Below are 14720 nucleotides of genomic sequence, written 5' to 3'. Positions count from 1 at the left end.
CTAGAAGGAGCCAATCCACCGCCCCGCACATCACAACCTTTAAACACAGTACATTACTCAATCAGAAAACGGGGTTTACATCATGTTAGAAGCAAACATCAAACAACAGTTGGGCACATACCTACAAAATATCGTTAATCCGATTGAAATTACTGTGTCTACGAATGGTTCTGCAAAAGCAGAAGAATTACTTAGCTTAGCTCGTGAAATTACCGAGATGAAAAGCGACAAAATCACCTTGTCTGTCAACGAAAATTCAGCGGGTCGTGCACCACAAATGGCGATTGGTCCACTAGGGCAAGTGCCTCGTGTTCGTTTTGCTGGCATTCCAATGGGCCACGAATTTACCTCTTTGGTATTGGCATTATTGCAAGCAGGTGGTCACCCATCCAAAGCCGCTCCAGCAACGCTTGAGCAAATCAAAGGCTTGGACATAGAATTAAACTTTGAGGTGTACATTTCCCTCTCTTGCCACAACTGTCCAGACGTTGTGCAAGCCGTCAACTTAATGGCGGTGCTTAACCCTAAAATCACCGCCACCATGATCGATGGCGCCTTGTTCCAAGATGAAGTCGAAAAACGCGAAATCATGGCAGTGCCATCCGTTTATTTAAACGGCGAATTATTCGGCCAAGGTCGCATGACCCTAGACGAAATCCTCAACAAAGTAGACACAGGCGCAGCCAACAAACAGGCAACGGCCTTGTCTGAAAAAGCCCCTTACGATGTACTTGTCGTCGGTGGTGGCCCAGCTGGCGCGGCGGCGGCCATTTATGCGGCTCGTAAAGGCATACGTACGGGTGTCGTGGCAGAACGTTTTGGTGGTCAAGTGGCTGACACCATGGCGATTGAAAACTTCATTTCTATGAAAGCCACCGACGGTCCAAAATTGGTCGCGGGTCTTGAACAACACGTTTTAGATTACGACGTTGACCTGATGAAAACGCAAAAAGCGGTTCGTCTTGAGAAAAAAGAATTCGTTGAAATCGAACTAGAAAACGGTGCAATACTAAAAAGTAAAACCGTCATCTTAGCCACTGGTGCACGCTGGAGAGAAATGAACGTACCAGGTGAACAAGAATACCGAGGCAAAGGTGTCGCTTACTGCCCACACTGCGATGGCCCATTGTTCAAAGGCAAGAAAACTGCGGTTATTGGTGGTGGTAATTCCGGTATCGAAGCCGCGATAGACCTTGCCGGTATCGTAGAACACGTGACCGTTCTTGAGTTTGGTGACACATTACGTGCGGATGCCGTATTGGTGAAAAAAGCCAACTCTTTGCCAAACATCACCATCATCAAAAACGCCATGACAACCGAAGTCATCGGTGATGGTCAACGGGTTATCGGCCTAAAATACACAGACCGCTTAACCGATGAGTCACACCTTGTTGACGTTGCTGGGATCTTTGTTCAAATCGGCTTGGTGCCAAACAGCGAGTTCCTAAAAGACACACTGAAACTGACTAACAGAGGCGAAATCGTCATCAACGCACACGGCCAAACATCGATTCCAGGTGTGTTTGCCGCCGGTGACGTAACGACAACACCTTACAAGCAAATCATCATCTCCATGGGCGGTGGTGCAACCGCAGCCCTTGGCGCGTTTGATTACTTGATTCGTAACTAAACAGAACTGCGCAAAACATGTTAGTAGAATCCCCTTATTCTTACCGACGCACGCTATTCTTTTTAACCGCCCTCTGGCTTACCTAGAGGGTGGTTTTTTTTACTTTCTACGTTACAAAACTACCGCTCAAGTATTACTTCTTCGACATAAAAAAACAGGGTAATTACGCTGACGAGCGTCAAACGTAAAACACCCTGTTTTTATTGAACATATTAAATTCTTTTTTAAACGCTATGCAGAAGCTTTTTTGACGAACTGGGATTTCAGCATCATGTCGCCCGCGCCGTCGACTTTACAGTCAATATCGTGGTCGCCGTCAACTAGACGTTTGATGGTCGCTTTGGTGCCGATTTTTAGGACTTGAGAAGAACCTTTTACTTTTAGGTCTTTTGCCAAGGTCACTTTGTCGCCTTCTTGTAATAGTTTGCCGCTCATGTCTTTGATAATCAAAGCATCTTCGTCAACAACGACTTCGTTGGGGTTCCACTCGTGTGCGCACTCTGGGCAAATCAACATGGTTTGATCTTCGTACACGTAAGTGGAGTTACATTGTGGGCAATTAGGAAGACTCATAGTTATCACTACCTTTGGCGTATATGGGAAAATTTGGCGCATTATACCCTTATTTTCACTGTGGTTTTTGACCTGTGATAAAAAATACTTTCTTGCCCACGTTTCCACACCTTTTTACGCGTCTATTCTGATCGCCATTGGATGATCAGGATTAAGCTGTAACAAGTCCCAAAGGTTGCCATATAAGTCTTCAAATACGGCAACCCAGCCGTAATCTTGTTCTTTTGGCTCGCGCACAAAGTGAATGCCGATGTCGATCATGCGTTCATAATCTCGCCAAAAGTCGTCCGTATTGAGGAACAAAAAGACACGTCCGCCCGCTTGATTGCCAATGAAACTGTGCTGTTCAGGTTTAGATGCGCGAGCTAATAAAATGGAAGCACCAGTGGAATTTGGCGGTGCAACCACAACCCAACGTTTATCCTGTTCTGGCTGATACGTGTCTTCAACCAAGTCGAATTTTAGCTTATTGACGTAAAAATCAATGGCGTCGTCGTAATCTTTCACAACCAGTGCGATATGAACAATATTCTGCTTCATGGTGTTTTCCATTTCCTATGATTGACATATTGTCCAATTATGAAGGAGCCAAAGCGCTTTAAACACGCTTCTATCGAAAAACGGTGGACTCGTACGCTAAGAGGGAGTCAGTCCCGACATCCAAAAATTCGCAATGGTATGGCTTGGCGTTTGAGAGATTGAACCATCAACGGCTCTTTCTGACGGTTTGGTGTGGAAAATAGTCTGAGCAATATGACGGCCAGTGCGCTGTATGGCCGTGGTTTTATCGATACGTTTTGCTTGAAACTGTTGGAGCACAACATCGATATCATCGTGTTTTAATAATAACTGAGCTAACGTCCATGCGTCTTCTAACGCTTGGCATGCGCCTTGTCCTGACGTGGGCAATGCCGCATGGGCAGCGTCACCGATCAGTAATACATTGCCGTTGTGCCAAGAAGTAATAGGATTTATATCGTGAACATAAATGGTGTTAATCGATCCACTTTGTGACTGTTGTAACACGTCGGTCACTGGCTTTGGCCAATGCTGAAAACGCTGAATTAGGTCTTCTTGAGTAAAAGGCTGGTCACTTTTTCTTTTGGGTGAAGATGCCCAACCCGCCGCCCAGTAGCAGGTTTTGTCGTTTATGGGGACGATTCCAAAGCGCTCTCCATCACCCCAATAATCCTGAATGACGCCTTTGTCGATAAGCGTTAAAGGCGATTGGGTAATACCTATCACGTTGATAAAGCCTTGATAAATTGCTTCATTGTCGACAGGCAGTTCAGTACTCAATACGGCGATAATGTTCTGTCGAGCGGCGGAATGCATACGTCCGCCGGCGCCGATCACAAGATCGTATTCGGCTTTCAATTGAGCCAACTCTTCCGCTTGAATAGGATGAGAAAAATGGATACGTGCCTGCGTTTTTTGCAAGGCATCAAACAGGATTTCCATCAAATCTCGACGCAGAATACTGTAGGTTTCATACTGGGCCTGTCGATTAATTTCGTGGATCACCAGCCGACTTTTTTCGCGGAACGGCTCATTGAGCTGCTCACTAGAATACTGATCAAATCGCACCATACTTTTTGGTTTACCAGACACCTTAACAATGTCATCTAACAAGCCCATTTGCTTAAGCACGAAACTGGCATTTGGCCATAAGGTCACACCCGCCCCCAATTCACTGCCTACCTGTGGCCGACGCTCAAACACATTAACAAAATGGCCTTGCCTTGCGGCGAGTATCGCGAACGCCATGCCCGCTACACCCGCGCCGATAATCGCGATTCGTTTTTTTGCCGTCATAGTCATACTCAAGTCATCTCATTGATTAGAAGAGGGCTCAGTATTCATCAATCACGTCATGTGATAAATATGGGACTATTGGATTAATAAACCCATTAATTGAGTGAATTATGATTGAGAAAATAGAACTTCCTTGGCTACTCAGTTTTCAATCTGTATTCGAACGCCGTAGCTTTAAACAGGCGGCCGAGACGCTCGGTTTGCCGTCATCCAATGTCAGCCGACATGTTGCTTTACTAGAAGAAACGCTCAACGTACGTTTATTAGAAAGGACCACGCGGCGTATGTCGCCAACGGAAGCAGGACAAACGTTATACGATCAAATTCTACCTCTGTTGGCCGCATTGGATGAGGGTTTAGAGGGTATTTGTAAACAGGGTCAAGAAGTATCTGGTCACCTTCGCGTTATCATGCCAGATTTGCCTATTTTAGCGAAACAACTGGCTTCTTTTTGTGCCCGCTATCCCGATCTTACCTTAAGTTGTGACACGGGTTTGGTACCAACAAAAGGTCTGCTCGACGGCTTCGATGTGGTACTGCAATTCGGGCGTGGTGGTCTTGATGATTCGGACTGGGTCGCCACCGAACTAATGCGTTGGCCCAGTGTTGTAGTCGCGACACCAGAATTAGTGACGCGTTATGAAGGTCACTTGTCGTTAGAAAATCTGGTCAATTTACCTTGTATTACCAGCTTAAGCGCGCTGAGTGGCTCACCTTGGGTGTTTAAAAACGGCAAACAAACCAGTGCGATTCATGTCACATCACAGTACCGAGTAAACAGCGCGCACATAGCAAAAGAAGCCGCCTTGTCTGGACTTGGTTTTGCCATTCTTCCTCAACAAATCTGCCATGCGGACATTCAACAAGGCAAGCTCATCGCCTTAACCTTTGATAAAACACCAGAAGACCTTGTGCTGTACGCTTATTCAGGAAGACACAAACACTCGGCTAGAAAGGTCAAAGCGCTGCTTGATCACCTACATTTCGAGAAAATTTAAACACGTTAGGAAACGATCTAAACCAATATCCTCTTCAATGCGTATCAGTATTAATTGAAGCAATAGTAATGAAGAGGTATGGCAATGAAATTGGGGCTCATTTGGTTTGGTAATGATCTGCGCAGTACAGACCAAAAAATGCTGTGGCGAGCAGCACAAGAAGTCGACCAGTTAGTGTGTTTGTACTGTGACGAGCCTCACGTAAAACACCCCAGTCGTTACGCCACTCAGGGTATGTCGACGATTCGTCGTGACTTTCTATTAGAAGGACTTGACGATTTAGCCATGCATCTGGAAAGCCTAGAGCAAAGCTTGTTTGTCAGTCAACATGACGCGGCCACCAGTATTACATTACTTTTAAATGCGTTGCCGATTTCCCATATTTATCGCAATCATCATGGCGGTTGGGACGAGCAACAAACATTAAGACAAGTTGCCAATGATTTTCCGGATGTGCATTTTCATATCGACCATGGCTTAACGTTATTTGAACCATGGCAGCTGCCTTTTCAAGTAACTGCCCTGCCGGCGTCTTTTTCGACCTTCCGACGTTTGGTCGAAAACATTGATATTGCGTCACCAATGCCTATTGTCCGTGAACTGCCGCCTGCTCCTAATCTAAACTTGCCTCTTATTCGCCCTTGGCAAGTAGAGCCTATTCAAGGATTTCATACTTTTGTGGGTGGTGAAGAAGCTGCTCAACAACAACTAAGCGATTACTTTGCAACCGACCTTCCTCGTAACTATAAAGAGGTACGAAATGCCTTAGACGGTTGGGAAAACTCCACGAAATTGTCGCCTTGGCTAGCGCAAGGCAGTCTATCAGCCAAGCAAATTAAAGCCTGTTTAGACGTTTACGAGCGCGACAACGGCGCCAATGAATCGACGTACTGGATTTACTTTGAGCTGTTGTGGAGAGAGTACTTTCATTGGTATGCAACCTGTTATGGTAAAAAACTTTTCTTGCCCGGTGGTTTGTCTAACAAGCAGACACAAACCAGTTTCTACGCTGAACGCTTTCGTAAATGGAGCCAAGGCAACACGCCCTATCCGATCGTAAACGCCTGTATGAAACAGTTAAACAAAACCGGCTTTATGAGTAATAGGGGGCGTCAGATTGTCGCAAGCTGTTTAATCTACGAATTAGGCATCGACTGGCGTTATGGCGCCGCCTATTTTGAAGAGCAGTTGATTGATTATGACGTAGGTTCAAACTGGGGAAACTGGCAATACATTGCAGGCGTTGGCGCAGACCCAAAAGGCGGTCGTCATTTCAACCTAGAAAAACAAACCGAGCAATACGATCCGAATCAGCATTTTATTAAGAAATGGCAAGGCCATGAATTCGATGAACAACTGGACTCGGTCGACGCAGCAGATTGGCCGATTTCCCCGCATTAATGAAAACGAATGATACCCGAAAGCCTGTTATCGTTTGGTTGAAGCGCGACTTACGCCTAACCGATCATGCTCCGTTAACTCAAGCAATACAGCAGAATAGACCGATGATTCTGCTGTATATTTTTGAGCCTATTCTGCTGTCTGATCCTCATTATGATGAACGTCATTGGCGGTTTGTCTGGCAGTCTCTGGAAGACATGAATCGCCAACTTGCAGAGTATAACGGCCAAGTTCATATCATGGTAAACGATGCACAAACCGCACTTGAAGTACTGCACAAAGACACTCAATTTGACATATTGTTGAGCAGCGAAGAAATTGGTCTAGGCGTTACATTCCAACGAGACATCAACATTAAAAAATGGTGTTGGCAACAAGGCGTCGATTGGCATGAATCGCCAACGGGCGCCATCATTCGACCCCTGAAAACCAGAGAAAGCTGGGATCAAAAATGGCAAAAGACAATGCGTGCGCCCATTGTCGACATCGATCTAAATAACATTTTATGGCATAACGTAACCATTACAGAACCACGCATTCCAGAGGCTTGGAAGCAGTTTAGAAAGGGCATACAAACCGGTGGATCGACACTGGCGTGGCAAACATTAGAAAGCTTCTATGCAGGCCGCGGCAAAGATTATTACCGATCTATATCCAGTCCACTGACCAGCCGATCGGCTTGTACTCGTCTTTCCCCTTATTTGACTTGGGGAAATATTAGCTTAAGGGAGGTCTACCAAGACCTTCTATTGCACTGGGAAACAAAAGGCTGGCGGCGTACCCTTATCGCCCTCAGTTCGCGCTTGCACTGGCATTGCCATTTTATGCAAAAATTCGAGAGCGAATGCAGTATGGAATTCCAAGCAGTAAACAGTGGTTATGCGCAATTTCCTTATCGCCAAGACGATCAAGTCCCATTAGATTTGCAGGCATGGAGCAAAGGTATGACAGGATACCCCATGATAGATGCTTGCATGCGGGCATTACAGGCAACGGGGTATATGAATTTTCGTATGCGCGCCATGTTAGTCAGTTTTCTATGTCACCACTTGAACATTGATTGGCGTTTAGGTGTACACCATCTGGCACGACTTTTCCTAGACTTCGAGCCAGGGATTCATTATCCACAGTTTCAAATGCAAGCCGGAATCACGGGGACAAATACTATCCGTATTTATAACCCCGTAAAACAAGCACAAGATCAAGACCCTGAGGGCGAGTTTATCCGACGCTGGGTGCCAGAACTAAGCGAGGTACCGGCCCCTCTCATTCACGCACCCTGGGAGATCACACCCATGGAAGAAATGTTGTATCAATGCCAGATTGGCAAAGATTATCCAGCGCCTATTGTCTCCCTTGCTGAAGCGAGCAAAGCGGCTCGAGATCGCTTGTGGGGCTACCGTCAACAACCTAATGTAAAACAAGAAAAGCGGCGTATTTTGGCAACTCACGTTCGATTAAAGAGCAAGCCTCGCTCATCAAAAAAACTCTAAGGAAATCATTATGAGTCAGTACCACACACTACGTGTGATTCTTGGCGATCAATTAAACGCCGCGCATTCTTGGTTTCGTGAAAACGATCAGGGAATTTTATATTTAATCGCCGAATTACATCCCGAAGCAACGTACGTAAAACATCACATTCAAAAGCTGTGCGCTTTTTTTCTCGCCATGGAGTATTTTGCTAACGCGCTTAAAAGCGCAAACCACCAAGTGTGTTACCTAACGCTAGACGAGACCAAAAACCAAAGCTTAGAAACGGTCATTCTTACGCAGGCCGTCAAACACAAAGTAACGACTATTGAACTGCAACGGCCGGATGAATATCGTGTTTTACAACAATATCGATCACTTGAATCCAATACGACAAAGCACAGCGTCAGAGTGGTCGACAGCGAACATTTCTTATTGCCATTCGATGATATTTCGCAAAATTTTAAACCTCAGCACAGCGTACGCATGGAAAATTTTTATCGAAAAATGCGCCAGCGCTTCAACATATTGATGGACGTCGATGGCCAGCCAGAAGGGGGGCAATGGAACTACGACAGCGCCAATCGGAATAAATTAAAAACGAAAGACCTGAACGCCATTCCAGCGCCTTTGTGCTTTCAACACAACGTGCGTCATTTGCTCGAACGTATTGAGCGTCACGATATTGCGTCTATTGGTCGTGCAGAGCCTGACTTGCTTTGGCCCGTTACACGCCAAGATGCGCTGAATTTATTAGCGTATTTTTGCGAGCATTTATTGCCGAACTTTGGGCGCTTTCAAGATTCAATGACAAGCCAAACCCCACACAGTTGGAGCTTGTACCACTCGCGTCTGTCCTTTGCTTTAAACAGCAAACTGATCAACCCGAAGCACGTCATAAAATTCGCCATCACCGCTTATCACGAAAACGACGACATCGACATCGCTCAGATAGAAGGCTTTGTTCGTCAAATACTGGGGTGGCGCGAATACGTTCGCGGCATGTATTGGATCAACATGCCCGATTACAAAGAACAAAATGCGTTACAAGCAGAGCGAGATTTACCCGCGTTTTTTTGGAGTGGTGACACCAAGATGCATTGTCTTTCCAGCGCCATTGGACAATCACTCGATTACGCCTACGCGCATCATATACAGCGGCTTATGGTGACAGGTAACTTTTGCTTATTGACTGAGATACAGCCAAAACAAGTCGATGAATGGTATTTGGGGATTTATATCGATGCGTTGGAATGGGTGGAGTTGCCCAATACACGAGGCATGAGTCAATTTGCCGATGGGGGTTGGATTGCCTCCAAACCCTATGCAGCCAGTGGCAATTATATTCATAAAATGAGCGATTATTGTGGCTCATGCCATTATAAGGTAAAAGAAAAAACAGGCGAGCAAGCTTGCCCTCTTAATAGCCTTTACTGGCACTTCATGGTCAAACACCGCGAGCGCCTCGCAAAGAACCCACGTATTGGTATGATTTATGGTAACTGGGACAAACAAGACGACGCGCAAAAGCACGCCGTTTTACAAAGAGCAGAATGGTGTTTGGACAACATAGAAACACTGTAACTGTAGACTAAGAAACCACCGCCTACGCAAATTGATTAACGGATAACTCGACAATCAAATCACTACTAATATTTTCTAAAGCGGCTTCCAACTCAGGCAATGACAGGTTTTTTGGTACCGATAAGACCATTTCGGTTTTGAATAGCATATCAGAGCTCATCGGCGCAGGTTCGCATGAAGTGGTGAGTTCTTTCACGTTAACCATAAGAGAGTGCAGTACTTGAGACACTTCTTTAACAATACCTGGTCGGTCATTTCCAACAACAGACAAAGACAAAGTTGACCCTTCAGAAACACTCTGATTCGCCGCTTCTACCGTGACATGCAAGCCCAGTTTTTCGAAGTTTCGTAGCGCATTGATCAAGGCCTCTTGATGTTCTAACGGCACAGACAGGGTCAGGATACCGGCAAATTTATCCGCCAAATGTGCCATTCTACTTTCTAGCCAATTACCATGATGGCGGGAAATGGTATCGGATAGGCGTTCGACAAGACCTGGGCGGTCTTCTCCAATAAAGCTCAAGACAAGATGCTGCGACATAGGATTCTCCATCAATATTTTTAGAATTATGTAAAAGAATTAACCGCTTCACGCGACAATAAAATCAGCGTTATATCAAATCTAGACTACTGCAATTCACCCAGAGAGCCAAGCTAAGAGACACTCTCTTTTCGCTCAGCTTTTGTCTGCGTATGAAGAAACCAAAAACCCAACGCCGTCGCAATAAGACCAGAAACACCGCCCATGCCGATTGACCATCGCGCCCCAAGAGTATCCGCTACCCAACCCACTAATGGTGCGCCTAATGCAGTACTGCCCATTGCTGTGGCTAATACTACCGCCATCACTCGACCACGATAGCGTTTTTCTGTGGCCACTTGCATGTAAGATACGGTCGATGTTGTGAACAGCTGCAAACTCAATCCGAGTAGAATCAATAAAACAGCAAACGACCAAAATGATGCGCTAATAGACACTAAAAAGCAGCTTACTGAAAACAGTGCGGCGACATAGATCATCGAACGAAAAGAAGGGGAAGACCGTCGGCTTGCGGTGACCATAGCACCCGAAATAGAACCAATGGCCATCATGGAGATCAAGAAACCATATTGATCTGCATGGCCTTGGAAAACATGCACTGTCATAGCAGACAAATACACCGAAAAATTCATACCTAAACTGCAAATTAGAAATGACATAACGAGGATCACTGTCATTTCTTTGTACTGCCAAATATAACGAAAGCCATCTAAAAATTTTGCGACATCCGGCGTTGCCTTGCTCGTGTTGGGCGCCACGATAGATAAACGTTTTTTAAACAGATACAAAGCAAACAATAGCGGAATAAAAGACAGCACATTGATCATAAATACCCAGCCGGTTCCGATCAAAGCGATCAATATCCCAGCGATTGCAGGCCCAACTAACCGAGCACTATTAAACGCCACAGAATTTAAGCCGACCGCATTCGACAGTTCTTTTTCACTGACAAGATCGGAAACAAAAGCATGGCGAGCTGGCGCATCAAATGCGGCAACACAACCCAAAGCGAAGGCGCAAACGCATACTTGCCAATATTCCACCTGTCCGCTCAGCACCAGCAAACCTAATATCAAGGCCAACATGGCCATCAAAGACTGAGTAATAAAAAGCAACTTACGACGCTCCATGCGATCCGCCGCCCAGCCAGTGATAGGCAAAAGAAGAATTTGGGGGGCAAATTGCAAAAAGACCACAAAACCAACCGCTGAGGCATTTTGATCAGACAACTCGGCAATCACGATCCAATCTTGCGCTGTACGCTGTAGCCAAGCGCCAATATTAGAAATAAACGCACCACCAAACCAAAGCCGATAGTTTGGATTTGATAAGGATCGAAATGGTCGACTCAACTCAAACTCCTTCGATTGCTCAATAACATGTTCTTACATAACCTAAAAGCGTCATTTATCGTGTGATAACATAATACGGGGACACAATAAAAGGTGCTTATTAAACAAACTTTCTTGTAAAATAAATACACAAATTTTATGCTGTAAACCTATAGAATTATTAAAGATTCACTTTAATGTCACAATAGAACCATCACAAGCAGGTAGCCAATCGTGATCTTCAACAAAATGTCTCTGAAAGCACAGTTCTTGTTCGTAATTGCATTGCCATGCCTTGTATTAGTTCTGGTCGGTTGGGCCGGTTTATACGGTCTTGCAAATGCTCAACAACAAACCAAAAAACTCGCTGAAAACACCAGCGCTCCGATGCGATCGCTAGCCGAAGTTGCGTCTCGTATACCGCGTATGCGGGTCGGTATCGATGTGATGCTGCTACAAGAAATTCCAGCAATGCAGGATAAAAAAGGTGTATTAACACGCGTAAAAGAAACGCGTGCAGAAGACATTCCTGAAATGGATGATGCGTTGAAACAAGCCCTAAATGCTCAAGTAAACCCAAAAATACGCGCTGATGTACAAAAGATCATCGATATTTTTGCGAAAGTTAAAAGAGACGAACTAACACCAATGCTTGCCGCTCTAGAGAAAAATGATCTAGCAACGGCGCAAGAAATATACAAATCAAAATACGCTGCCAGCTACGGCGTCATGCGTAAAGCGGTTAACGCCATTCTTGACGATCTATTAACTCAGGGTGAGCAAAACTACGCGAAGAGTCAGGAAAGTTATGAGACCAGCCGAACAGAAATGTTGACGTTGATCATCGTCGCACTGTCGCTTTCTATTTTCTTAGCGTGGTTAATGTTACGTCGTCTTAGCCAACGAGTCTCCTATCTACAGCAACACATTTCAAGTGCCAGTGACAAACTTGACCTTGGTAATATGATGATACTGGATGGTAAAGATGAGTTAAGCGATATCGCTCTGCATTTTAACCAATTCATAACCAAAGTACGCACGGCAATTGAAGATGTTGCAGAGAACTCTCGTCAGCTTGCTCACACAGCAAATGATGTTGCGGCGAAAGCGAAGGCAACTCACAACAACTGCCTAAACGAACGCGATCGTACTACTCAGATCGCCACGGCCATTCATGAAATGGGCGTAACGGTAGAGAACATTGCAGAAAACGCGTCACACGCCGCAAAAGCAGCCCAAGAAGCCGATAAGCAAGCTCATCACGGAGCAGAGTTAGTTGCACGAGCTCGTAAAGGTGTCACTGCGCTCTCTACTGAAATACAGCACATCAGTACTGACATTGGTTCATTGGCCACACAAACCGATTCGATCGGTAGCATTTTGGATACGATTCGCAGTATTTCAGAACAAACTAACTTACTCGCACTAAACGCGGCGATTGAAGCGGCGCGTGCTGGCGAACAAGGTCGAGGGTTTGCCGTCGTTGCGGATGAAGTTCGTAATCTTGCAAGTCGTTCAGCTGAGTCCACCAACGAAATTCAGAAAATGATCGACAAACTGCAAGAGCAATCATCGAAAACAGTCGCCACCATTCAAACAGGTCAAGATCAGAGCAACACCGTTGTGACACAAGCGAACGAAGCCAACACATCACTTGAGCAAATCACAACGCACATCGGTAAGATTAGTGACATGAACATTCAAGTGGCTACGGCGACAGAAGAGCAGTCTCTTGTAGTGAACGACATGAGCAAAAACGTCGAAGAGATCAATCAACTGACGACCGAAACGTCTGAAATCGCGGATGAACTAACCGCCTCTAGTACCAACCTGCAAAAATTGTCTTCTCAACTGGATAAGCTGGTTACCCAGTTCAAATTGTAAATCCATTGCTAGACGGATCGTTAAAAACAAAAAAGGGAAGCGCATGCTTCCCTTTTTTTTTACCAATATTACGACCCTAGGTTAACTTATTTTTATCGTCTGCAAGACAAGCCGCCGCCGTAAATAATACATCCGTCGAACTGTTCAATGCGGTTTCAGCCGAGTCCTGTAAGACCCCAATAATAAAACCAACCGCAACAACTTGCATCGCGATCTCATTAGGAATATTGAACAAGCTACACGCTAATGGAATCAACAATAAAGAGCCACCAGCAACACCCGATGCACCACATGCCGATACCGCCGCAATAATACTAAGCAATAACGCTGTACCAAAATCCAATGAAATACCTAATGTATTCACCGCCGCTAAGGTTAAAACGGTAATGGTAATCGCCGCACCCGCCATATTAATCGTGGCGCCAAGTGGAATAGAAACGGAATAGGTATCCTCATCCAGCTCTAAACGCTGACACAAATCTAAGTTAACCGGAATGTTTGCCGCAGAGCTACGCGTAAAAAACGCCGTTACGCCACTTTCTTTCAAGCACTTAAACACCAAAGGGTAAGGATTACGGCGAATTTTCCAAAAAACCAATAACGGATTAGTAACCAGAGCGATAAACAACATCGCGCCAATCAATACCGCCAATAAGTGAGAATAACCAAGCAATGCTCCAAAACCTGTTTCGGCGATAGTGCTGGCAACCAACCCAAAAATACCAAAGGGCGCTAACCGAATAATCACCGATACAATACGGGTCACACTGCTCGCAAGATTCTGAAGCACAACCTTCGTTGCTTCAGAAGCATGACGTAAACCCAAACCAAAGCCGACCGCCCACGTTAAAATGCCAACATAATTTCCCTGCACAAGTGCATTGACCGGATTGTCGACCATTTTGAACACCAAGGTGCGCAACACTTCACCAATGCCCTGCGGCGCGCTCTGGCTTAAGTCGGGCGCAACCAGACTCAGTTGAGTGGGGAACACAAAACTGAATACCACTGCCGTTAAGGCCGCCACAAAGGTGCCAGCTATGTACAAGATAAGCACAGGACGAATATGGCTTTGCTGAGCTTGTTTATGATTAGCAATAGAGGCTATTACCAGTAAAAACACGAGAATCGGCGCGATTGCTTTGAGTGCCTTTACAAAAAAACCGCCCAGCAAATTAGTAGACAACGCCATGCTCGGAGAAACATAGGCCAACACAACACCACAGAGGATACCAATGGCTATTTGTAGCACTAAACTGCCGCGCATATAGCGCTGCAATAACGATGGTTTAGAATGAAACGTCATGAGAAAAGGGTCCATTGAAATTTTCGAAAAAGCACCTTACTGCATACCACCGTAAAAATGAACCATTTTGGGGCATTATTAATACTGTAATAGTAGCGAATACAGTAGACACCATCTTTTAGATCGTAAAATGCTAGGCCTTCCAATATCACCTTAAGTTTTCGCTCCACTTCCACACTTTGTT

The 14720-nt window shown here is 45.3% G+C and carries 12 protein-coding genes; 6 read left to right on the top strand and 6 right to left on the bottom strand.

Going from position 1 to position 14720, the window contains the following annotated elements; translation table 11 throughout:
• The first annotated feature begins 82 nt into the window (after positions 1 to 82).
• Positions 83 to 1630: an alkyl hydroperoxide reductase subunit F gene (ahpF, locus tag MP3633_RS01125; RefSeq protein WP_176334127.1), complete on the top strand. Its 1548-nt coding sequence runs from the start codon at positions 83 to 85 to the stop codon at positions 1628 to 1630.
• Between the two features lie 231 nt (positions 1631 to 1861).
• Here ahpF and MP3633_RS01120 read toward each other — a convergent pair whose 3' ends face one another.
• From MP3633_RS01120 to MP3633_RS01110, 3 genes are all read right to left on the bottom strand, one after another.
• Complete coding sequence (locus MP3633_RS01120) at positions 1862 to 2203, bottom strand: zinc ribbon domain-containing protein YjdM (protein WP_112135616.1); 342 nt, start codon at positions 2201 to 2203, stop codon at positions 1862 to 1864.
• Positions 2204 to 2317: 114 nt separating this feature from the next.
• Complete coding sequence (locus tag MP3633_RS01115; RefSeq protein ID WP_176334126.1) at positions 2318 to 2743, bottom strand: VOC family protein; 426 nt, start codon at positions 2741 to 2743, stop codon at positions 2318 to 2320.
• 96 nt (positions 2744 to 2839) lie between these two features.
• Positions 2840 to 4018 carry an FAD-dependent monooxygenase gene (locus MP3633_RS01110; protein ID WP_176334125.1) on the bottom strand — a complete coding sequence of 393 codons (1179 nt, stop codon included), beginning with the start codon at positions 4016 to 4018 and terminating at the stop codon, positions 2840 to 2842.
• Positions 4019 to 4128: 110 nt separating this feature from the next.
• Here MP3633_RS01110 and MP3633_RS01105 point away from each other — a divergent pair, with 110 nt between their 5' ends.
• The 4 genes from MP3633_RS01105 (at position 4129) to MP3633_RS01090 (ending at position 9474) form a co-directional block, all read left to right on the top strand.
• Positions 4129 to 5016: a LysR family transcriptional regulator gene (locus MP3633_RS01105; protein WP_176334124.1), complete on the top strand. Its 888-nt coding sequence runs from the start codon at positions 4129 to 4131 to the stop codon at positions 5014 to 5016.
• Positions 5017 to 5094: 78 nt separating this feature from the next.
• Positions 5095 to 6417, top strand: coding sequence for a DASH family cryptochrome (locus MP3633_RS01100; RefSeq protein ID WP_244959757.1), 1323 nt, complete (start codon positions 5095 to 5097; stop codon positions 6415 to 6417).
• Complete coding sequence (locus MP3633_RS01095) at positions 6396 to 7910, top strand: cryptochrome/deoxyribodipyrimidine photo-lyase family protein (RefSeq protein WP_244959755.1); 1515 nt, start codon at positions 6396 to 6398, stop codon at positions 7908 to 7910. The genes MP3633_RS01100 and MP3633_RS01095 overlap by 22 nt, the downstream gene beginning before the upstream one ends.
• Positions 7911 to 7920: 10 nt before the next feature.
• Positions 7921 to 9474 (top strand): cryptochrome/photolyase family protein, encoded by a 1554-nt coding sequence (locus tag MP3633_RS01090; RefSeq protein ID WP_176334122.1) that lies wholly within the window; start codon positions 7921 to 7923, stop codon positions 9472 to 9474.
• A 22-nt stretch (positions 9475 to 9496) separates the two neighbouring features.
• Here MP3633_RS01090 and MP3633_RS01085 read toward each other — a convergent pair whose 3' ends face one another.
• Complete coding sequence (locus MP3633_RS01085) at positions 9497 to 10015, bottom strand: glycine cleavage system transcriptional repressor (protein WP_176334121.1); 519 nt, start codon at positions 10013 to 10015, stop codon at positions 9497 to 9499.
• A gap of 113 nt (positions 10016 to 10128) precedes the next feature.
• Positions 10129 to 11367, bottom strand: coding sequence for an MFS transporter (locus MP3633_RS01080; RefSeq protein ID WP_176334120.1), 1239 nt, complete (start codon positions 11365 to 11367; stop codon positions 10129 to 10131).
• Between the two features lie 213 nt (positions 11368 to 11580).
• Here MP3633_RS01080 and MP3633_RS01075 point away from each other — a divergent pair, with 213 nt between their 5' ends.
• Positions 11581 to 13230 (top strand): methyl-accepting chemotaxis protein, encoded by a 1650-nt coding sequence (locus MP3633_RS01075; protein ID WP_217909033.1) that lies wholly within the window; start codon positions 11581 to 11583, stop codon positions 13228 to 13230.
• Between the two features lie 76 nt (positions 13231 to 13306).
• On the opposite strand, the gene sstT is transcribed toward MP3633_RS01075, so the two are convergent.
• Positions 13307 to 14536 (bottom strand): serine/threonine transporter SstT, encoded by a 1230-nt coding sequence (sstT, locus tag MP3633_RS01070; RefSeq protein ID WP_176334119.1) that lies wholly within the window; start codon positions 14534 to 14536, stop codon positions 13307 to 13309.
• Positions 14537 to 14720: the final 184 nt, after the last annotated feature.

It is taken from the genome of Marinomonas primoryensis (genome assembly GCF_013372285.1).
In the GTDB taxonomy this organism is placed as follows: Bacteria; Pseudomonadota; Gammaproteobacteria; order Pseudomonadales; family Marinomonadaceae; genus Marinomonas; species Marinomonas primoryensis.
The sequence above is the reverse complement of the archived record's forward strand: the minus strand, read 5'-3'. Positions and strand labels throughout refer to the sequence as shown.